Source organism: Kribbella sp. NBC_01510, assembly GCF_045040325.1.
In the GTDB taxonomy this organism is placed as follows: Bacteria; Actinomycetota; Actinomycetes; order Propionibacteriales; family Kribbellaceae; genus Kribbella.
Genome location: NZ_CP109418.1, coordinates 2943513 through 2962636, shown reverse-complemented (window position 1 = coordinate 2962636; position 19124 = coordinate 2943513). Strand labels below are relative to the sequence as shown.

20 protein-coding genes, 1 pseudogene and 1 riboswitch are annotated in these 19124 nt (G+C 68.0%); of the genes and pseudogenes, 9 read left to right on the top strand and 12 right to left on the bottom strand.

Annotated elements, in window-relative coordinates:
* Positions 1-358: 358 nt before the first annotated feature.
* The 3 genes from OG558_RS14705 to OG558_RS14695 form a co-directional block, all read right to left on the bottom strand.
* Positions 359-1957, bottom strand: a complete 1599-nt coding sequence (locus tag OG558_RS14705; protein WP_405070758.1) for an alpha/beta fold hydrolase — start codon at positions 1955-1957, stop codon at positions 359-361.
* Positions 1958-2025: 68 nt separating this feature from the next.
* On the bottom strand, positions 2026-2490 hold the full coding sequence (locus OG558_RS14700) for a pyridoxamine 5'-phosphate oxidase family protein (protein ID WP_405070757.1): 465 nt from the start codon (positions 2488-2490) through the stop codon (positions 2026-2028).
* Positions 2491-2555: 65 nt separating this feature from the next.
* The gene (locus OG558_RS14695; protein WP_329483785.1) at positions 2556-2984 is read right to left on the bottom strand and encodes a VOC family protein; all 429 of its coding nucleotides are present in this window, start codon (positions 2982-2984) and stop codon (positions 2556-2558) included.
* A gap of 66 nt (positions 2985-3050) precedes the next feature.
* On the opposite strand from OG558_RS14695, the gene OG558_RS14690 reads away from it, so the two are divergent.
* The gene (locus OG558_RS14690; protein ID WP_405070756.1) at positions 3051-3872 is read left to right on the top strand and encodes a helix-turn-helix domain-containing protein; all 822 of its coding nucleotides are present in this window, start codon (positions 3051-3053) and stop codon (positions 3870-3872) included.
* A gap of 1 nt (position 3873) precedes the next feature.
* Here OG558_RS14690 and OG558_RS14685 read toward each other — a convergent pair whose 3' ends face one another.
* From OG558_RS14685 to OG558_RS14670, 4 genes are all read right to left on the bottom strand, one after another.
* Positions 3874-4212, bottom strand: coding sequence for a hypothetical protein (locus OG558_RS14685; protein ID WP_405070755.1), 339 nt, complete (start codon positions 4210-4212; stop codon positions 3874-3876).
* 18 nt (positions 4213-4230) lie between these two features.
* Complete coding sequence (locus OG558_RS14680) at positions 4231-5307, bottom strand: serine hydrolase domain-containing protein (protein ID WP_405070754.1); 1077 nt, start codon at positions 5305-5307, stop codon at positions 4231-4233.
* Positions 5308-5402: 95 nt separating this feature from the next.
* Positions 5403-6059: a tyrosine-protein phosphatase gene (locus tag OG558_RS14675; RefSeq protein WP_405070753.1), complete on the bottom strand. Its 657-nt coding sequence runs from the start codon at positions 6057-6059 to the stop codon at positions 5403-5405.
* An 87-nt stretch (positions 6060-6146) separates the two neighbouring features.
* Entirely contained in the window at positions 6147-7571 is a 1425-nt protein-coding gene (locus OG558_RS14670) for an MFS transporter (RefSeq protein ID WP_405070752.1), read from the bottom strand.
* Between the two features lie 91 nt (positions 7572-7662).
* On the opposite strand from OG558_RS14670, the gene OG558_RS14665 reads away from it, so the two are divergent.
* The 3 genes and pseudogenes from OG558_RS14665 to OG558_RS14655 form a co-directional block, all read left to right on the top strand.
* A complete protein-coding gene (locus OG558_RS14665; RefSeq protein WP_405070751.1) occupies positions 7663-8331 on the top strand; it encodes a TetR/AcrR family transcriptional regulator in 669 nt (222 codons plus the stop codon).
* Between the two features lie 4 nt (positions 8332-8335).
* Positions 8336-8929 (top strand): GNAT family N-acetyltransferase, encoded by a 594-nt coding sequence (locus OG558_RS14660; protein ID WP_405070749.1) that lies wholly within the window; start codon positions 8336-8338, stop codon positions 8927-8929.
* Positions 8930-8980: 51 nt separating this feature from the next.
* Positions 8981-9139, top strand: a pseudogene (locus OG558_RS14655) (YegP family protein); the annotation flags it as partial.
* A gap of 88 nt (positions 9140-9227) precedes the next feature.
* Here the strand turns inward: OG558_RS14655 and OG558_RS14650 are convergent.
* The gene (locus OG558_RS14650; protein ID WP_405070748.1) at positions 9228-9590 is read right to left on the bottom strand and encodes a YciI family protein; all 363 of its coding nucleotides are present in this window, start codon (positions 9588-9590) and stop codon (positions 9228-9230) included.
* Between the two features lie 104 nt (positions 9591-9694).
* On the opposite strand from OG558_RS14650, the gene OG558_RS14645 reads away from it, so the two are divergent.
* Positions 9695-10657 (top strand): pyridoxal-phosphate dependent enzyme, encoded by a 963-nt coding sequence (locus OG558_RS14645; protein WP_405070746.1) that lies wholly within the window; start codon positions 9695-9697, stop codon positions 10655-10657.
* Between the two features lie 271 nt (positions 10658-10928).
* Positions 10929-11121: riboswitch (cyclic di-AMP (ydaO/yuaA leader) on the top strand.
* On the top strand, positions 11121-11978 hold the full coding sequence (locus OG558_RS14640; protein WP_405070745.1) for an NlpC/P60 family protein: 858 nt from the start codon (positions 11121-11123) through the stop codon (positions 11976-11978). Its footprint overlaps the riboswitch before it by 1 nt.
* A 144-nt stretch (positions 11979-12122) precedes the next feature.
* Here the strand turns inward: OG558_RS14640 and OG558_RS14635 are convergent, their stop codons facing one another.
* Both OG558_RS14635 and OG558_RS14630 read right to left on the bottom strand, forming a co-directional pair.
* Positions 12123-12779, bottom strand: coding sequence for a response regulator transcription factor (locus OG558_RS14635; RefSeq protein WP_329483774.1), 657 nt, complete (start codon positions 12777-12779; stop codon positions 12123-12125).
* Positions 12776-13966, bottom strand: coding sequence for a sensor histidine kinase (locus OG558_RS14630; RefSeq protein ID WP_405070744.1), 1191 nt, complete (start codon positions 13964-13966; stop codon positions 12776-12778). Before OG558_RS14630 ends, OG558_RS14635 begins: the two co-directional genes overlap by 4 nt.
* A gap of 143 nt (positions 13967-14109) precedes the next feature.
* Here OG558_RS14630 and OG558_RS14625 point away from each other — a divergent pair, with 143 nt between their 5' ends.
* From OG558_RS14625 to OG558_RS14615, 3 genes are all read left to right on the top strand, one after another.
* On the top strand, positions 14110-14997 hold the full coding sequence (locus OG558_RS14625; protein ID WP_405070743.1) for an ABC transporter ATP-binding protein: 888 nt from the start codon (positions 14110-14112) through the stop codon (positions 14995-14997).
* Positions 14998-15025: 28 nt separating this feature from the next.
* On the top strand, positions 15026-15832 hold the full coding sequence (locus OG558_RS14620; protein WP_405070742.1) for an ABC transporter permease: 807 nt from the start codon (positions 15026-15028) through the stop codon (positions 15830-15832).
* A gap of 204 nt (positions 15833-16036) precedes the next feature.
* The gene (locus OG558_RS14615; protein ID WP_329483770.1) at positions 16037-16225 is read left to right on the top strand and encodes a DUF3073 domain-containing protein; all 189 of its coding nucleotides are present in this window, start codon (positions 16037-16039) and stop codon (positions 16223-16225) included.
* A gap of 159 nt (positions 16226-16384) precedes the next feature.
* Here the strand turns inward: OG558_RS14615 and purM are convergent, their stop codons facing one another.
* Together purM and purF are read right to left on the bottom strand one after the other, a co-directional pair.
* The gene (purM, locus tag OG558_RS14610; protein ID WP_405070741.1) at positions 16385-17458 is read right to left on the bottom strand and encodes a phosphoribosylformylglycinamidine cyclo-ligase; all 1074 of its coding nucleotides are present in this window, start codon (positions 17456-17458) and stop codon (positions 16385-16387) included.
* A 25-nt stretch (positions 17459-17483) separates the two neighbouring features.
* Positions 17484-19046 carry an amidophosphoribosyltransferase gene (purF, locus tag OG558_RS14605; RefSeq protein ID WP_405070740.1) on the bottom strand — a complete coding sequence of 521 codons (1563 nt, stop codon included), beginning with the start codon at positions 19044-19046 and terminating at the stop codon, positions 17484-17486.
* Between the last annotated feature and the right edge of the window lie 78 nt (positions 19047-19124).

Sequence of the window (19124 nt, the reverse complement as noted above, 5' to 3'; positions counted from 1 at the left end):
TGCCGCGGTCAGGTTCTCCGCAATTCCCCCGAGTGCGTTCAACGCGGCCTCCCGAACGGCGTCTAGATCACTTCAAGCTGCTTCTGGTACTCGGCATCGTCGGTGACGAGATCGTTGACCTGATCGGCTGCTTCTGAGCCGGGCGGCATAGCCGGGCCGCAGATGAAGACTTGAGCCGATCGGGTTCGACGAAGACCCAGAGTCGCAACTTTCGCCTGCTCCCGCGCGCCGCCTGCTCAACGAGAGATGACACCACGGACGGCGCCACTCGGCGAATAGACCGCGATGTCGTGCAGTCACACAACCCAGTACTGCACCGGCCGAGGCTGGCTTGGCCGGTGCAGTCTGGTGTTGGTGGTTAGGGGATGGTCGGGGACAGGGTGTTTCTTAGGGATCTAGCGGCGCCGGTTGAGGCGGACTTGGCGGCGGCTGCGGCCGGGGGCTCGGGGGCGGGGACCGGGTCGCATTGGACGTCGGAGCGGTTGCCGGGCTTGCGGGGTGGCAAGGCTCCTGTTTGGAGATACGCCGCGATGCGGTCGTCGGTGCAAGTCACGCCGGATAGTGAGCCGGCGTGGGTGGTTCCGCCGACGCCCTCGATCAGGACGGAGTGCGGGAACGTCTTGCGGGTTTGGAGTGCGCCCGAGTACGGCGTTGCCGCGTCCAGCGTCTCGTTGATCATCAAGAGGCTCTTGACCCCTCGGCCGTCGACCTTGACCGGGCGGCCTGCCTTCGCCGGCCAGTAGAAGCACGGCGCGTTGAACCAGGCGTTGGCCCAGGTCAGGAACGGCGCCTTGGCGAACGTGCGCCAGTTGTCACGCTGCCACGTGCTCCACTTGCTGGGCCACGGGGCATCGGTGCACGAGACGCCGAGGTAGATGGCGTACCCGTTGTCGTCGAACGGCGGGCCGCCGTACAGCGCGACCAGCCCTGAGGCGTCGCCGTTGTGCACCCACGCGGCGAACGCGTCGGCCACATCCACCCAGCCGTACACGTAGTACGCCGCCTGGGTGAAGACGTCGGTCCACTCGGACGGACCGATCTTGCCGTCGGCCGGGTGGCCGATGAGCTTGACCATCTCGCGGTAGTACAGGCGCTCGACCGCGGCCTCGGTCTTGCCGAGGTGCCAGGTCGAGTCGTGCGCCGCGACGTACTGGAAGAAGACCTTCACGCTCTTGTTGAACGCGATGTCCTGGTCGAGGTTGGCGTCGTACCAGACCCGCGTCGCGTTGACGACGCCGTCGAAGACGACCCGGCGCAGCCGGTTCGGGTACAGGGTTCCGTACACCTGGCCGAGGTACGTGCCGTACGAGAATCCGTAGTAGTTGATCTGCGGTGCGCCGAGGGCCTTGCGGATGCTCTCCATGTCGCGCACCGAGTCGGTGGTCTTGAGGTGGCCGAGCAGCGCGTGCTGGTTGGCGTCGCAAGCCTTGGCGTACGACTTGGACAGCTTGAGCCAGGTCTGCTCGATCCTCGGCGTGACCGGCACGTAGAACGGACGGTTGTAGCCGGCGTAGTCCGGGATGCAGCTCAGCGCCGGCTTGCTCGAACCGACGCCACGCGGGTCGAAACCGACCCAGTCGTAGGCGTCACCGGCACCATGCGGGATGGCCGGCCCGAGGATCGAGTAGATCAGGCCGGAGCCGCCCGGACCGCCCGGGTTCACCAGCATCGGACCCTGCGCCTGCGAGTCGGGCGTCTTGTGCATCACGCGGGACACCGCGAGCTGGATCTTCGTCCCCTTCGGATGATCGTAGTCGAGCGGTACGACGACGTAGCCGCATTGCGCACCAGCGCTCACCAAGCGTGGATTGGTGCATGCGCCCCATTGCACGGGCGGCGGCGTGTAACTGGTCGAAGACGGGCTCGACGGCGCAGCAGTCGCGACGGGGACCGACATCACCCCGGCGACCAACGCGGACGAGACTGTGGCAGCAACAATCAATTGGCGGATTCTCATGTGCCCTCCCTCCGGCATCCTGAACCCGCACCCCAGGCAGAAACAAGGGCCTGGATGGCAATTAGTTGCTAGACCGTCAGTGCGCTGGGGAAGCGGGTTTCGAAGTCGAGCACCGCCACCCACGTCGGTCTGACGCCGACGCGCGCCATTCGTTGCCCTCGCAGTTGCGACACCCACGCAGCGCCTTGCTCGGGTCCGAAGTAGCGGTTGGCGGACTGCGCGTACTCCGGTACGACGTCGTCGTACATCTCGACCGTTGCGGTGCCGCGCAGCAGCAACACCTTGTACGGCCATGACGACGAGTCATCGATGGTGACGGCAACGTCACTCGCTGCGGCCAGCGCCTTGAGCTTCGGCGCCCCCGGCGGGCAGGCGCACACGAGCTCCTCACCGGTCCAGGTGAACCAGATCGGTACGACGCGTGGCGTTCCGTCCGTCCAGGTGTACGCGAGCCGCGCCGGCTGACGCGATACCAGTAGTTCCTGCGCGATCGGGTCCTGCAGAATTGCAAGGTCACCCTGTGCTGTGGTCATGACAGCCTCCCCCACGAAGCCTGAAGCTCCCTCCACAATCACAGTACGCCGACAGCCGCCCGCGGTCAGGAGAAGGCTTGGGCTGCGGCGGCGACCACCTCGTCGTGGGGGACGTCGCGCAGGTGCTGATCGACGTTCCAGCGGTGGCCGAACGGGTCGTCGAACTGGCCGTGCAGGTCCCCCCAGAAGGTGTCCTGCAGCGGCTGGCGAACCTCGGCGCCGGCGGCAACCGCCTGCGCGAACACCGCCTCCGCGTCGGCGACGCCGAGCGCCAGTACGACGGCGGTCCCACCGATCGTGGGCGGAGCGAGAACGCCCATTTCCGGAAACTCGTCGGCCACATGGAGGAGGCTGTCGCCGATGCGCAGCTGAACCGACATGAGCCGGCCGTCCGGTGTCGGGATGCGCTCGATCTCCTCGGCGCCGAATGCTTCCCGGTAGAAGGCCGCGGCGCGCTCGGCGCCTTGAACGACAATGTGTGCGGTGATCGACATGCCCGCAACGTACGTCGCCGCGAAGAGCCCGTCTTGAACGTTCTTGCACCTGCCTAGCATGGTGACGTGGCGACTGAGCAGGTTCGGATGTGGCGTGCACCGGACGAGCAGCGGGTCCTGCTGATGGCGGGCCGAACCACTCGGTACGCCGTGGAGCCGCGCGGCGAGTACGTCTTCGGAATCGTGGGCGAGCAGCCGATGCGGTCCTGGCGCGGTCGCGAGCACCGCCTGGTCCGCCCAGGCCAACTGGTTGCCTGGGACCCCTCCCACTCCCACGCGGGCAGCGCCGTCGATGAGCACCCGTGGCGGGCTCGCCTGCTGGTCATCGAAGTCGCGGATCTCGCGGCGCTCGCGGACGACTCCGAGTCCGACCCGTTGGCCGACGTACTGTTTCCCGATCCAGTGCTCTCCGACACCGAGCTCGCGGCAGGCTTCCTGCGGCTTCACACGACCCTCGAGTCGGCGTGCACCCGACTCGAACAAGATGAGCTTCTCGCCGAGTGGTTGCGGCTTCTGATCGACCGCACATCAGCCGTCCGCTCACCGCGGTCGGCGACCACGGCTCGTGAGGACAGTGCGCTTCGCCTCGCCTTCGACTATCTCGCCGACCAGCCCCAGCGGAACGTCGGACTCGATGAGCTCGCCGCTGTCGCGGGCATCGGGAAGTTCCGCCTCATCCGGCTCTTCCGCCAGCGCACCGGGCTACCTCCCCACGCCCTGCAACTAGCTCACCGCATCCGAGCCGCCCGCCGCATGCTCGAGGCAGGCGCCACCATCGGCGAAGCCGCCACAGCCACCGGCTTCGCCGACCAGAGCCACCTCCACCGCCACTTCCAACGAAGCCTCGGGCTGACGCCGGCCCAGTACCAGCAGCGATTCAACGCTTGAGTCAGTCCTGGAGGGAGTCGCCGGGGAAGCTCCGGGTCGGGTGGATGCGGTAGGTGAAGACGCCGGCTTGGACACCGGGGTCGTCGTCCATGATTCGGCGTACGTCGTCTGCCGTGCCGGTGAAGATGCCGACGCCGCAGAGTGGAGAGTCGTCGGTGATCGGGCAGACGATGTTGAGGATGCCGTCGGCCCGGAGTTCGAAGTTCCGGCGGCCGTGTTCCCAGATCACCGGCTTTGCCGCCTCAGTCCCGTACTGCGGCCCTGCTTCGAGCACCACCACGGTGTACTCGCGGGTCTGGGTCATTGCCGCCTGCATCTGCTCATCGGAGAAGCGCGTCATACGAGCAGTGTGAACCCTTCAGGAGCAGATTGCCTTGTCTATCAAGGCATTGACGGGGACGTCGGGGTTGTTGGTGAAGTTGGGGGTCACGGCAACGGTGATCTGGCGGTGGGTGTCGGCAGTGGAGAAGGAGTAGGCCTGATACGCGAGCGCGTCGCCGTCGTTGCCGTAGACGCGAGTGCCGCAGGAGGTGTCGTGCCAGGAGAGGCCGAGGCCGTAGGTGCCGTCCTTGGTGCCGGGGGTCTTCATCTCGTTGAGGAGGCGGAGTGGGAGGAGCTGTCCGCCGAGGAGGGCGGCGAAGAAGGTGTTCAGGTCGGCCGTCGTGGAGATCATCTCGCCGCTGGCGCCGAACAACGACGGGTTCAGCTCCGTGTAGTCGAGCAGGCCTTGCTCGGTTCGGATGTAGCCGTGTGGATGCGGGCCGCGGATCCACGGTGACGTGCCCGGTACCGACGTACCGTGCAGGCCCAGTGGGCGGATCAGGCGGCGTTCGATCTGGTCGCCGTACGTGTGGCCGGTGGCCTTCTTGATGATCTCGCCGATCAGCAGGTAGTTGGTGTTCGAGTAGGAGTACGACGACCCCGGCGGCTCGAACGTCGGCGGCTCGGCGACCGCACGCTGGATCAACTCGGATGCGGTCCACGTCCGCCACCGGTTGTCCAGGAACTCCTGCGACGGCGGCATCGGCAGAGTGTCCTTGTAGTCGAACAAACCACTGGTGTGGTTGAGCAACTGCCGCACGGTGATACGTGAGCCGTTCGGTACGACGCCCGGCAGCCAGTGCTCCACTGAGTCGTCCAGCCGCAACCATCCCTCGTCGACCAACTGCAGTACGACGGTCGCCACAAACGTCTTCGTAACACTCCCGACCCGCACGCGCGCACCAACGGGCACAGCCTTGGTGGTCTCCACCTCGGCGACCCCGCTGCTCCCCCGCCACACCCGCTGCCCATCCCGCACCTCCGCCAGTGCCCCCACAGCACTCGCGGCCACCACGTCATCAAGGCCCTTCTGCAGCCCTCCACGATCCCCCGCCATCGCCACGCCCGGCGACAACCCCACAACAGCCGCAGTAACTACAGCAACCAGCTTCATCCCCAGCTCCCATCACCAGTCCGTCCCTCAACCCTCACGGACCAGACCGCCCCCAGACATCCGGGAACCACCCGAGGCATTCCCCCAAGGATCAACTAGTGGAGCCGGTCAGTCAGGGCGGTGAGTTGGCTGGAGGTCGCACCGGACTGCAGGAGGTAGCGGGCCGTGCCGCCGTACCTCATGCTCAGGTGAGCCAGGACGCGGAGGATGGTGTCGGGGTGGGGTGGGGCCAGTTCGGGGAGTGGATTGGTCGTGGTGGTCTCGGGGGCTGTGGCGTAGTCCGCGGCGATTGCCGGGAGAGGTACGCCGAGTAGATCGAGGGTCAGCGCGATGACGAGACCTGTCCGGTCTTTGCCTGCGTGGCAAGCGACCACCACGCAGCCGGGGGGTGCGTCGGCGATGGCGGTGACGGCGGCTGTGAAACGGTGCGGATAGTCGTCGATCAGCATGCGGTATTGCTCGAACATGTCCTGCTCAGCTACATCAGGGTCGGCGGGATCGGTGAGCGCCACGTTGAGCCAGCGCTCGTCGTTGGCGAACGGGGACGGGTACTTCTCGCACTCCCAGGCACTGCGGAGATCGACGATGCGGCTGATCCCAGCGGCCTGGACTGCGGCGAGGCCGTGGGAGTCCAGCTGATCAAGGTTGTCGCTGCGGATCAGAGCACCTGCGCGCACCTGACCGCCATCGCTGATGGGGAGTCCGCCGAGATCTCGAGCATTTCGGCAGCGGGGCCAGGTCAACGAGGTCATGGACACCACAGTAGATGGCATCGGGGAGGTTGCCTTGAGCAACTGAACGAGCCCCGGCCGGTGGGCCGGGGCTCGTTCAAGGGGTTGTCAGGCGGCAGCTGTGGCTTCGGTTAGTTGTTCAGAGGTTGGCTGGAGTTGGGGAGTGGCCATGGTCAGGAGGACGTTGGCCAAGGCGAAGGCGGCGGCTGCCAGCAGGCCGCGCTGGAAGCCGGACTGGAGGGCTTGCAGCTGGGTGGCGCCGTGGGTCAGTTCGTGGGTCGTGTGGCTGATGGAGAGCGTGGTGACGATCGCGAGGCCCAGCGCACCGCCCACCTGGTACATCGCGTTGACCACACCGGATGCCGCACCGGCCTCAGCGGGGCGGACTTCGGACACGGCGGTGATCTGGCCGGGCACGCCGACGCCGATGATGCCGAAGCCGAAGATGATCGGGCCCGGAAGTAGCTGAGAGGGGTAGCTGCCGGCGGCGTCGGCCTGCGAGAGCCAGAACAGACCGGTGACGCTCAGGACGGCGCCGGCGAGCTGCACCGTGCGAGTGCCGACCCGCTGCACGAGCTGGGAAGCCAGGATCGCGCCGACGATGGCCGCACCACCCATCGGCAGGAAGTGCACACCAGCCTCGAGCGCACTGTCTCCACGGACCTGCTGCAAGTAGATAGCGGTCAAGAAGAACATGGAGAGGAACGCAGCGCCGTTCAAGGCGAGCGATGCGCCCGAAACACTCAATGCACGCGACCGGAACAGCCGCATCGGCACCAGTGGCGCAGCAGACCGCCGCTCCACCACGACAAACGCCGCAAGCAGAACCACTCCAGCGGTCAGTACGCCGACAACCTCAGCAGATCCCCATCCCGCGGGCTCCGACCGCACCACGCCGTACACAACAGCCATGAGGCCCGCAGTCCCGAGCACTGCGCCCAGAGAGTCGAAGGTACGACGCCCAGACGAGTGCCGTACGTCGGGAACGAACACCGGGATCAAAGCGACCAGTGCGAGCACGATCGGCACGTTGACGAAGAACACCCACTGCCAACTGAGTGAATCGACCAGTACGCCGCCCGCCACCACACCGAGCGTCCCACCGAGGCCGGCGAGACCACCCCAGACGCCCATGGCGATGTTCCGCTCGCGGCCATGCGCGAACGTCATCGTCAAGATCGCCAGTGCAGCCGGTGACAGCAATGCACCACCAAGACCCTGCACGGCGCGCGCACCGATCAGGAACTCGGGTGAGTTGGACAACCCCGCCAGGAGCGAGGTGACACCGAACAGCAGCAGGCCGGCCACGAACACCCGGCGCGGCCCGAGCAGGTCGGACATCCGCCCGCCCAGCAGCAGGAAGCCGCCGAAGAGCAGGGTGTAGGCGTTGATCACCCACTGCAGGGAGTCGGCGGAGAAGTGCAGGTCCGCCTGGATGTGGGGCAGCGCGACATTCACGATCGTCACGTCGAGCACCACGATGAACTGCGCAAGAGCCAGCACCGCCAGGGTGGCCCAAGGACTGCGTCGCATGACTACCTCACTCAGAAAGAGAGTCTACGCCGTATGTATACGCCGTAAGCTTACGTGGTAGACACTAGGTCTACGGTGTAAACTTGTCAACGTGATCACCAAAGAGAGCGGCCGCCGCCTGGATCCGGAGAAGGTCGTCGACAGCGCGTTGGCCATCGCCGACGACGAGGGACCGGCCGCCGTCACGTTCCGCCGGCTGGCCGGCCAGCACGAGGTCACGCCGATGGCGCTGTACCGGCACTTCAAGGACAAGGACGACTTGCTGGCCGCTCTCGGCGATCGCCTGCTGGCGGACGTCGTACTGCCGGAGCCGACCGACGAGCGGTGGGACAAACAGCTGCACAAGGTGCTGACGGCGTTCGTGACCGCCTTGCGCGGGCATCCGCGGCTGGCAGACCTCACCCTCGTCCGGATCCTGACGTCCGAGCCAGGGCTGGCCATGGCCGAGCGGACGATGGAGCTGCTCACCGAAGGCGGGTTCTCGATCGATGACGCGGCCGAGGTCGGCCGCCAGTCACTGTGCTCACTGATCACCCTGGTGACGACGGATCCGATCACTCGGGAAGTCAGTGACCCGGTCAAGCGCGAGGATTCGTTGCGGATGAAGCGTGCGGCGCTCGGCGCCCTGTCCCCGCGGAAGTACCCGCTGATCACCGCCGCCGCGGACACACTGATCTGTCCGTCGTCGACCGACCGCTACTACACCTTGGGGATCGACCTGGTGGTCGCCGGCGTCTGCGGCGTACTGAACAAGGAGTAGCAGCTTGGCTCTCAGCGTCATCACCTATCTGCAGCAGAACAGTCCTGACGAGCTGGTGCCGGCGCGAGAGCAGCCGATAGAGGTCAGGCGGGTCGAGGAGGTCTCACCGGAGTTCGCCCGCTACCTCTACACCGCTGTCGGCGGTCACTGGCATTGGATCGGCAAGCACGGCTGGAATTGGGACCAGTGGGTCGACTGGCTGAGCCGGCCCGGCTTCGAGACTTACGTGCCGTGGGTCGGCGGCGTTCCGGCCGGGTACGTCGCTCTGCGCGGAGTGGGCCAGGAGACCGAGATCGAGAACTTCGGGCTGTTGCGCGGCTTCATCGGCCGCGGGATCGGCGGCCATCTGCTCACGGTCGGCCTGCGGAACGCGTGGACCCTGCACGAGCGGCACGCCGGCGTGGACCCGATCACCCGGGTCTGGGTGCACACGAACACCCTCGACGGGCCCGCCGCGGTGGCGAACTACAAGGCGCGTGGCCTGACGCCGTACCAGACGGTGGAAGAGGAGCGCCCCGACGCCGACGGGCCGCCACCCGGGCCCTGGCCGGGCTGGTCCGACGCGCCCGGCGTGGTGCGCGAGGTCCCGCCGGGCTGACGGGACTACGCTCCGAAGCGGAGCGATACCACTACACGCGGAGGTTTACCGGTGGCGGGGAAGTTCGAGCTGTACGAGGACGAGTCTGGTGAGTACCGCTTCCGGCTGAAGGCCGGGAACGGCGAGGTGATCGCGACCAGCAGCGAGAGCTACAAGACCAAGGCCTCGGCTCTGAACGGCATCGAGTCGATCAAGAAGAACGCCGCCGACGCGAACGTCGACGACCAGACTTCCTGAAACCTCAGGAAAACAAGGGGGTTCTCCACAGACTGTGGAGAACCCCCTTTGTCATGGATAGTCAGAGACCGTCGGAGAACACGACCGGCCGGATCTCCACGCCGAGGCCCTCGATGCCGGCGTCCGGGATCATCGCCGCCAGTTCGTGCATGCGCTCCGGGGTGGCCGCCTCGATCAGGTAGTAGCCGCCCAGGAACTCCTTCGCCTCCACGAACGGCCCGTCGGTCACCGCCGGCATGCCGTCGCGGACCTTCACGACCACGGACTTGGCCGGCTCCGCCAAGGCGACCGTGCTGTGGAACTCGCCCGTCGCCTTCGTCGTCTCCATGAACTTCTGGTGCCCGGCGCCGATGGCCTGCTGCTCCTCCTCGGTCAGCGCGGCCAGCACGTCGGGGTTGATGTTCATCACCAGTAGGTACTTCACAGTGTCTCCTTCACCCGTGGCCCCCGGTGTGGGCGCCTCTCGTGCATCAGTACGGAGCGGACCGCGCCATCTTGACATCGCTCGCAAGCAGATAGCGTCACCCCATGGCCGAGCTGAGTCTCACAGATGTCCGGGCGGCCGCGGACCGCATCGCCGGGGTCGCCCACCGCACGCCGGTGCTCACCTCGCGGACCCTGGACGAGCGGGTCGGGGCGCAGGTGTTCCTGAAGGCGGAGAACCTGCAGCGGATCGGCGCCTTCAAGTTCCGCGGCGCCTTCAACGCGATCAGCCGGCTCACCCCGGAGCAGCTCCGGTACGGCGTCGCGGCGTACTCGTCCGGTAATCACGCGCAGGCCGTCGCCCTGGCCGCCCGGATCGCCGGCACGAAGGCGGTCATCCTGATGCCCGCGGACGCGCCGCCGACGAAGCTCGCCGCCACCCGCGGGTACGGCGCGGAGATCGTCGAGTACGACCGCTATACACAGGACCGAGCCGCGCTGGCCAAGGAACTGGCGACCGAGCGTGGGCTCACGCTGATTCCGCCGTACGACCATGTCGACGTGATGGCCGGGCAGGGGACGGTCGCGCTCGAGCTGATCGAGGACGTCGGCCACCTCGGGGCACTGCTGGTCCCGGTCGGCGGCGGCGGGCTGATGGCCGGCTGCGCGACCGCGGCGACGATGATGTCGCCGGGGATCCGGATGATCGGCGTCGAGCCGGCCGCCGGGGACGACCACGCCCGGTCGCTGGCCGCGGGCGAGCGGGTGGAGATCGACGTACCGCGGACGATCGCCGACGGGCAGGCGATCTCGACGCCTGGCGAGCTGACGTTCGCGGTGAACCGGCGGCTGGTGGACAGCTTCGAGCTGGTCAGCGACGAGGAGATCCTGGTCGCGATGGCGTTCGCGTTCGAGCGGCTGAAGATCGTCCTCGAGCCGAGCGGAGCGAGTGCGCTGGCGGCCCTGCTGGCCGGCCGGATCCGGGGGCTGCCCGAGCGCGTCGGAGTGGTGCTGTCGGGCGGGAACGTCGGCCTGGACCGGTTCGTCGAACTGCTCGGAAATCGCTGAAATCGCAAGGACTTTAGGGTGCCCTGGACACGCACTGTGCCCGTTGTCACAGAAAGCCACGGTGAAATGTGACCGAGGTCACATCGAACCCGCCATTTGCCGTCTGAGCCACCCTCAGACGCGCTCAGGACACCTGGTGTTCACTCTGACTCCCTGACCCGTCAGACAGCCCTCCAGGGCCTTTCCAGAGGGTCTCTGTGGATCTGAGGGTTTGCGTCGTGATCGTTCTGTTATACAGTCGTCGGCGGTTCGGTAAAGACGACGAACCGCAGACGGGTCAACGCCGAGCCCTGCCAAGGCCCGCCTGCTCCCCTCGAAAATTTATGGCAGGGGTGGGGGACCCAGGAAGTTGGGTCTCGACCGTGAGTGGTCGAAACCCTGGGGTGAAGTCCGCGGGAGCGGACCGGGCTATGAATCCCAGCCCGAACCCGACAGCTAACTTCACAGGCGTCGGGAGACAACCATGCCCGTCACTGCCCGACGGACGTCGCTTTCGCGCGCCGTCAGTCAGACCAGCGAGGACAGCCTCCGGCGATCCGGCCGGACTCGCGCGAAACACCGCAAGCCCACCAAGTCGGCGACTCCGCGGGCAACCGCCGCCGTTCTGTCCGTCGGCCTCGCAGTAGGCGGTGGCGCTGCGATCAGCCTCACCGCGTCCCCGGCAACCGCCTCGGCGACCACGACCGCCACCACCACCGTTCCGCGTGGATACTGGAGCATCCCCAGCAAGCCGCTGCTCCGGTACGGCGACAGGGGCCCGACCGTGAAGTACGTCCAGCGGGCTCTGCACCTGGGTCCGGATGGCTACTTCGGCACCAGCACCGTGCGGATTCTGAAGAAGTACCAGGCATCCTGGGGTCTGCGCGCCACCGGCTACACGGACAAGGCGACCTGGGGCCGCCTCACCTACACCGCCAAGCACCACCTGCTCTACGGTCCCCACCGCAGCGGCTCGAGCACCTCGATCGGGACGTTCCGGGCCCGCGTGCTCCGGGAGGCGGCGAAGCTCAAGGGCACGCCGTACCGCTACGGCGGCACCACCCCGCGCGGCTTCGACTGCTCCGGCTACACCGGCTACGTGTACAAGAAGGCCGGCAAGAAGCTACCGCGTACGTCGCGTGCGCAGTACAGCGCGACCAAGCACATCAGCCGGAAGGCCGCCAAGCCAGGTGATCTGGTGTTCTTCAAGAGCGGTGGCGGCGGCGTGTACCACGTCGGCATCTACGCCGGTGGCAACATGCTGTGGCACTCCTCGCGTCCGGGTCGTCCGGTCGCCAAGGCGAAGATCTGGACCAGCAGCGTGGCCTTCGGCCGCGTCTGAGTCCCGCCGGTCAGCGTCCGTCCCCCCGGGCGCTGCCGGTTCGTCAGCGTTCCCTCCCCCCAAGGCGCGCTGACCACTGAAACCGGCCCGGGCCGTCGTCCCCCACCCCTCCGACGGCCCGGGCCGGTTTCTCATCGGTCGTGTCTAACCGTCCAGAAGACCGGCCTCGTAGGCGAGGATCGCGACCTGGACCCGGTTGGTGGCCGAGAGTTTCACCAGCGTCCGCGAGACATGCGCCTTCACCGTCGCCTCGCTCATGAACAGCGTCTTGCCGATATCGGAGTTCTGCAGTCCGCGGCCGACCTCGATCAGCACCTCCCGCTCCCGTTCGGTGAGTTTGCTGATCCGCTCCTGGGCCAGCCGCCGCCGATCCGCGCGCGGGTCCGCGGCGAAGTGCCCGATCAGCCGCCGGGTCACCGCCGGCGAGAGCATCGCGTTCCCGGCCGCCACGATCTTGATCGCCTGCACCAGCTCACGCGGCGGTGTGTCCTTCAGCAGGAAGCCACTCGCGCCTGCCTGCAGCGCCCGGAACACGTAGTCGTCCAGGTCGAACGTCGTCAGGACGACGATCTTCGGCGGATCCGGCAGCGCCTGCACCGCGCGGGTAGCGGCCAAGCCGTCCAACCGCGGCATCCGGATGTCCATCAGAACGACATCGGGACGGTGCTCCTTCACCATGGCCGCCGCGTCGGCTCCGTCATCGGCCTCGGCGACCACCTCGAGGTCGTCGTCCGACTCGAGGATCATCTTCAGCCCGGCCCGCACCAGCGCCTCGTCGTCCACGATCAGCAGCCGCGTCATCGTTCCCCTTCATCCACGAACACAGGCTCAGCACTCCGTCGGTGGTCTTCCCAGGGCAGCCAGGCTTCCACCCGCCAACCGCCTTCCGCCGTCGGCCCGGTCGTCAGCCGACCGCCCACCAGTTGCACTCGCTCCCGCAGGCCGACCAGTCCGGCCCCGGCGCCCGGGAGCAGTGAACCAGCAGCCACCGGCCGCACGTTCGTCACCCTGACCGTGACGCCTTCACCAGGAGCGCCGTGCACTTGCACCTCGGTCGACGCTCCCCGCGCATGCTTGTGGACGTTGGTCAGCGACTCCTGGACCACGCGATAGATCGTCCGCCCGAGCGACGTCGGTACGTCGTCCGGCAGCGCGAACTCGCTCGTCACGCTGACCCCCGCGTCCCGCGACGCCGCGACCAGCCGTTCGAGATCCGCCGCCTGCGGCACCGGAGCCAGGTCGGCGCCGTCCACACTGACGTCGGAGCGCAGTACGCCGAGAACCTCGCGAAGATCCTCCATCGCCTGCCGCGCGGTCTCCCGGATCAGCCGGGCCGACCCTTCCACCTTGTCCGGGCCGACAGCCGGGTTCACCTCGAGGCCGCCGGCGTGCAGTGCGATCAGCGAGACCTTGTGCGCGAGTACGTCGTGCATCTCCTGGGCGATCCGGGCACGCTCCCCCAACCGGGCCTGCTCGCTGCGCAGCTCGCGCTCCGCCTCGGCCCGCTCGGCCCGGTCCCGCAACGACACCATCAGGTCGCGGCGGGCGCCGATGTACGCGCCGATCGCGACCCAGGTCCCGATCAGGAACAGCCCGGTGAACACCGGCACCCAGAACTGGCCGTCGGTGCGCCAGGTGTTGAGGACAGAGGCGGCGTACGCGGCCAGGCTCAGGAGCACCAGGACCAGGTCGCGCCGGCGGATCGCCAGGGTCAGCAGGGCGAGGCCCATCGGGACGAAGATGCCCGCGGTCAGCATCGCGAGTACGGCGATCGCGGTGACGGTCGCCGGGAACCGCCGGCGCCAGAGCAACGCGACCGACGCCACCACACCGGCGCCCAGGACGAACCAGTCCTTGATCGTCCAGCCCCCACCACCGGAGGCGGCCTGCGCGACGATGGTGAGCAGGCTGAAGCCGGCGAACAGGAAGTCGCGCAGGCGCGCGGCATGCCTGACCCACCAGGCGTACCACCGGCGCAACCGTCGCATTCTGTCAGCGTAGTTGTCCGGTGGACGTGCTCACGTCCCCCTTCCGGGTGTGATCCAGGGCGTTCCCGGACGACTTTCGTAGGGGGTCGGTGCAGCCGGTCGTCCGATGTGCGACAGGGGTCGCCGACGGTTGACTCGTTGCCATGATCACCGTCGAGAATCTGACCAAGCGCTACGGCAGCACCACGGCTGTCCAGGATGTTTCGTTCACGGTCCAGCCCGGCAGCATCACCGGCTTCCTCGGCCCGAACGGCGCCGGCAAGTCCACCACACTGCGGATGCTGACCGGGCTCACCCCGCCGTCGTCCGGCACCGCGACCATCACCGGCAAGCGGTACGCCGACCTGCCGAATCCGGGCCGGGTAGTCGGGGTCATGCTCGACGCCGCCGCGCAGCACCCCGGCCGCACCGGCCGGGAGACGCTGCTGCTGAACGCGAGCCTGCTCGGCGTCCCGAAGGGCCGCACCGACGAGATGCTCGAGGCGGTCGGACTCAGCGACGCCGCGAAGCGCCGCGTCGGGCAGTACTCGCTCGGCATGCGGCAGCGGCTCGGTATCGCTTCGGCGCTGCTGGGCGATCCCGCCGTACTGATTCTCGACGAGCCGGCCAACGGCATGGACCCGGAAGGCATCCGGTGGATGCGCGGTCTGCTGCAGGACTTCGCTGCCCGCGGCGGCACAGTGATCCTGTCCAGCCACCTGCTGGGCGAGGTGCAGGCGACGGTCGACCGGCTGGTCGTCATCGGCGGCGGCCGGATCGTCGCCAACGGCTCGCTGCAGGAGTTGCTGGCCGGGACCGGCACGCTCGTCCGCGGTCTCGACCCGATCGGCCTGAACCAGGCCCTGACCGCCGCCGGCCTGGACCTCGAGCCGCTGCACGACGGCGCGCTGCGGGTCGACGCCACCGCCGAGCAGGTCGGGCGGGCCGCCGCGGCCGCCGGTCAGATCCTTCTCGAACTCCGCCAGAGCGACGGTGCCGGCCTGGAGGACCTGTTCTTCCAGCTGACCGCCCCGGTCGCCGCAGCGGCCTGATCACACCTACTTCTTGGAGCTCATACTCATGACCACCGTCACTGACATCGCGCCCACGGCGCCTGCGAAGCACCGGGCCGAGGTGGCGACCGCGCTGCCACCGGCCCGCGGGCAGTCCTTCCTGAAACTCGTCACCATCGAGCTGCGCAAGTCCGTGAACACCCGCAGCGGCCGGGTCCTGATCGCGGCGATCCTGTTGCTCGCGGCGGTCGCGATCACCTGGCAGCTCACTCACCTGCCGGAGGGGCCGGCCGGCTTCGACGGCTTCCTCGGCGCCGCATCGACCGGCGTCATGCTGATCCTGCCGGTGATCGGCGTGATGGCGATGACCAGCGAGTGGACCCAGCGGACCGCGCTGACCACGTTCACGCTGTCGCCCCGCCGGGTGCGGGTCCAGCTGGCCAAGTTCGTCTCCGCGATCGTGCTGAGTGTCGTGGTGATGACCGCGGTCGTCGTACTCGCGTTCGCCGGTACTGCGCTGGCCGGAGCGGTCACCGACCACACAACGACGTACGCCGGACTCGGCGGACAGCTCGCCGGGGCCTACCTGACTGTCGCGCTGAACGTGGTGATGGGCGCCGCCTTCGGTGCGGTGATCGCCCAGACCGCGGTCGCGATCCTGGTGTACTTCATCGCTCCGACCGCCTGGTCGCTGGCCGGGCCGGCGCTGTTCAAGGACAACGCGAACTGGCTGGACCTGTTCGGCGCCTTCGGCCGGATCGCGGAGCGTGATCTGCACGGGATGCTGCCCGAGACGCTGGTCGCGGTCGGGGTCTGGATCGTCGTCCCGACCATCGTCGGACTGTGGGCAAGCTCACGTCGCGAGGTCAAGTAACGGGGCCGAACGCGGCGGGGTGGGCCGGTTTGAGGGGACCGGCCCACCCCGCCGGCGGTGTGATCGGACCTCTCCGGATTCCAGCCAGGGGGCGGTGCGTGTGTCGATCCCCCGCTCCGGGTATCCTTTAACCACGATTACTGACGACTGATCCGTGGGCGCCACGCTGCGTACCCGGTTGACTTGTGCGAGGGGGTCGACGCTATGGGGCGCGGCCGTGCAAAGGCCAAGCAGACGAAGGTCGCTCGCGACCTGAAGTACCGCACCTGGGACACCGACTTGGACCAGCTCAAGCGTGAGCTGTCCGGCGGCGACCAAGGTGGCGACCGTTCTGCCAACGGCGAGAACGACGGCGACGACTACGACGCCGACGACTACCACCCCCGTCGGTAAGCAACACCAGCCCGGCTGACTGCTCAGCACCCACCAGGGTGCCTGAGCAGTTCACCGTGCGCCGACGAGTTCCACCACACCAGCAGTACCCGATGCAGTGCCGCCTACCCTGAAACCTCGGCGCGCTCCTGCGTGCCGTGATCTCGGGGTAGGCGGGGCCTACTTCGCGTAGGTGCCCTCGAGGGTGACCGTGCCACCGGCGTTCGCGGTGACCTCACCGCACACCCAGGCCGGGATGTCGCGCGCCGCCAGTGCGGCGATCGCGGCATCGGCTGCGGACGGGTCGAGTACGGCGACCATGCCGGCGCCCATGTTCAGGGTCTTCTCCAGCTCCGGCAGTGCGACGTCGCCGAGCAACCCGACCAGGCCGAAGATCGGCGCCGGCGACCACGTGGACCGGTCGATACGGACTGACAGCTCGTCCGGGATCACCCGCGCCAGGTTCGCCGCGAAGCCACCGCCGGTGATGTGTGACATCGCGTGCAGCGGTCGTTCGTCCCCGGCGTTCAGCTCCTGGATCAGCTCCAGGCAGTGCTTGGCGTACACCCGGGTCGGCGTCAGCAGCACCTCGCCGAGCGTGGCGCCCAGCTCCGGGACCTCCCGGTCCAGCGTCCACTTGGCCCGCTCGAAGAACACGTGCCGGACCAGGCTGTACCCGTTCGAGTGCAGCCCCGACGACGCCATCGCCACGACGACATCGCCCGCGCGCACCCGCTCCGCGCCGAGCACCTCGTCGGCCTCGACCACACCGGTCGCCGCGCCGGCCACGTCGTACTCGTCCGGCTCGAGCAGGCCGGGGTGTTCCGCGGTCTCTCCGCCGACGAGCGCCGTACCGGCCTCGACGCACGCCTCGGCGATGCCCTTCACGATCTGCGCGATCGTCTCCGGGACCACCTTGCCGGTGCAGATGTAGTCGGTCATGAACAGCGGCTCGGCGCCGCACACGACCAGGTCGTCGACGACCATCCCGACCAGGTCGAACCCGATCGTGTCGTGCTTGTCCAGCTTCTGCGCGATCGCGACCTTGGTCCCGATCCCGTCGGTCGAGGTCGCCAGCAGCGGCCGCCGGTACGACGTCAGCGCGGTCGCGTCGAACAGCCCGGCGAACCCGCCGAGCCCGCCGACCACCTCCGGGCGGGTCGCCTTGGCCACCCACTCCTTCATCAGCTCGACGGCCCGGTCACCGGCCTCGATGTCGACTCCGGCCGCGGCGTAGCTCGCGCCTTGACTCACGTTCTTCTCTCCTTGGTACGGCGTACTACGGGCGGCTGAGCGCGTCGGCGGCGCCACCACCGCCGGAAACCGTGGCCAGCCCGTCGGCGTCGGTGGCCACCGGCAGCTCGAGCAGGTGCTTGCCGAGCTGCTCCGGCTCCGGTAGTGCGACGGGGTAGACACCGTCGAAGCAGGCGCGGCAGAGCCGCTCCTTCGGCACCGTGGTCGCCTCGACCAACACATCCAGGCTGATGTACCCGAGCGAGTCGGCGCCGAGCGAGCGGCAGATCTCCTCGGTGTTCAAGCCGTTCGCGATCAGTTCCGCGCGGCTGGCGAAGTCGATGCCGTAGAAGCACGGCCACTTCACCGGCGGCGCGGTGATCCGGACGTGGATCTCCCTCGCGCCGGCTTCACGCAGCATCCGGATCACCGCGCGCTGGGTGTTGCCGCGCACGATCGTGTCGTCGACCACAACCAGCCGCTTGCCCTCGATCACCTCGCGCAGCGGGTTCAGCTTGAGCCGGATGCCGAGCTGGCGGATGGTCTGACTCGGCTGGATGAACGTGCGGCCGACGTACGCGTTCTTGACCAGGCCGGACCCGTACGGGATGCCGGACTCTTCGGCGTACCCGATCGCGCCCGGTACGCCGGACTCCGGGGTGGCTATGACGAGGTCGGCCTCGGCCGGGTGCTCACGCGCCAACCGGCGGCCGATCTCGACTCGGGTGGAGTGGATCCGCTGGCCGGAGATCTGAGTGTCCGGGCGGGCCAGGTAGACGAACTCGAACAGACAGCCCTTCGGGTCCGGCTCGGCGAACTTGGTCGAGCGGAGCCCCTCGGCGTCGATCGCGACGATCTCACCCGGCTCGACCTCGCGGATGAAGCTCGCGCCGACGATGTCGAGGGCCGCGGTCTCGCTGGCGATCACCCAGCCGCGCTCCAGCCGGCCCAGCACCAACGGGCGGATGCCCTGCGGGTCGCGAGCGGCGTACAGGGTGTTCTCGTCCATGAAGATCAGGCTGTAGGCGCCCTTGACCTTCGGCAGCACCTTCGCGGCGGCCTGCTCGATGGTGAGGTCCGGGTAGCCGGCGAGCATCGAGGTGAGGATGTCGGTGTCGGACGAGGCGCTGTGCTTGGCGTTCGCCTTCGCGTGCTCGACCTCGACGTCCAGGCCGAGATCGAGATCACCCTCGCCGTTCAGACTGGCGGCCAGTTCACCGGTGTTGGTCAGGTTGCCGTTGTGACCGAGCGCGATCGAGCCGCTCGCGGTGGACCGGAAGGTCGGCTGCGCGTTCGCCCAGACACTGGACCCGGTCGTCGAGTAGCGGCAGTGCCCGATCGCGATATGCCCTCGGAGCGACGCGAGCGTCGCCTCGTCGAACGCCTGACTGACCAGCCCCATGTCCTTGTAGACCAGAATCTGGCTGCCGTTACTGACCGCGATCCCCGCCGACTCCTGCCCGCGATGCTGCAAGGCGTAGAGCCCGAAATAGGTGAGCTTGGCAACCTCTTCGCCAGGAGCCCAGACCCCGAAGACGCCACACGCGTCCTGCGGCCCCAGGTCCTGAGGGTCAAGTTCATGAGTAAGCCGACCATCGCCACGAGCCACACCAGCAGTCTACGGGACGCGGACAGGTGCACCGTCCGGGCGGGTCCAGCACGCAGACTCGCCCGGCGGCCACAACAA

What these genes read in the sequence shown, in the direction of transcription:
- OG558_RS14635 (WP_329483774.1), bottom strand. Translation starts at nt 12,779, where the DNA reads ATGACGCGGCTGCTGATCGTGGACGACGAGGCGCTGGTGCGGGCCGGG.
- OG558_RS14670 (WP_405070752.1), bottom strand. Translation starts at nt 7,571, where the DNA reads ATGCGACGCAGTCCTTGGGCCACCCTGGCGGTGCTGGCTCTTGCGCAG.
- OG558_RS14625 (WP_405070743.1), top strand. Translation starts at nt 14,110, where the DNA reads ATGATCACCGTCGAGAATCTGACCAAGCGCTACGGCAGCACCACGGCT.
- OG558_RS14705 (WP_405070758.1), bottom strand. Translation starts at nt 1,957, where the DNA reads ATGAGAATCCGCCAATTGATTGTTGCTGCCACAGTCTCGTCCGCGTTG.
- OG558_RS14685 (WP_405070755.1), bottom strand. Translation starts at nt 4,212, where the DNA reads ATGACGCGCTTCTCCGATGAGCAGATGCAGGCGGCAATGACCCAGACC.
- OG558_RS14700 (WP_405070757.1), bottom strand. Translation starts at nt 2,490, where the DNA reads ATGACCACAGCACAGGGTGACCTTGCAATTCTGCAGGACCCGATCGCG.
- OG558_RS14680 (WP_405070754.1), bottom strand. Translation starts at nt 5,307, where the DNA reads ATGAAGCTGGTTGCTGTAGTTACTGCGGCTGTTGTGGGGTTGTCGCCG.
- OG558_RS14630 (WP_405070744.1), bottom strand. Translation starts at nt 13,966, where the DNA reads ATGCGACGGTTGCGCCGGTGGTACGCCTGGTGGGTCAGGCATGCCGCG.
- OG558_RS14645 (WP_405070746.1), top strand. Translation starts at nt 9,695, where the DNA reads ATGGCCGAGCTGAGTCTCACAGATGTCCGGGCGGCCGCGGACCGCATC.
- OG558_RS14620 (WP_405070742.1), top strand. Translation starts at nt 15,026, where the DNA reads ATGACCACCGTCACTGACATCGCGCCCACGGCGCCTGCGAAGCACCGG.
- OG558_RS14675 (WP_405070753.1), bottom strand. Translation starts at nt 6,059, where the DNA reads ATGACCTCGTTGACCTGGCCCCGCTGCCGAAATGCTCGAGATCTCGGC.
- OG558_RS14640 (WP_405070745.1), top strand. Translation starts at nt 11,121, where the DNA reads ATGCCCGTCACTGCCCGACGGACGTCGCTTTCGCGCGCCGTCAGTCAG.
- OG558_RS14615 (WP_329483770.1), top strand. Translation starts at nt 16,037, where the DNA reads ATGGGGCGCGGCCGTGCAAAGGCCAAGCAGACGAAGGTCGCTCGCGAC.
- OG558_RS14695 (WP_329483785.1), bottom strand. Translation starts at nt 2,984, where the DNA reads ATGTCGATCACCGCACACATTGTCGTTCAAGGCGCCGAGCGCGCCGCG.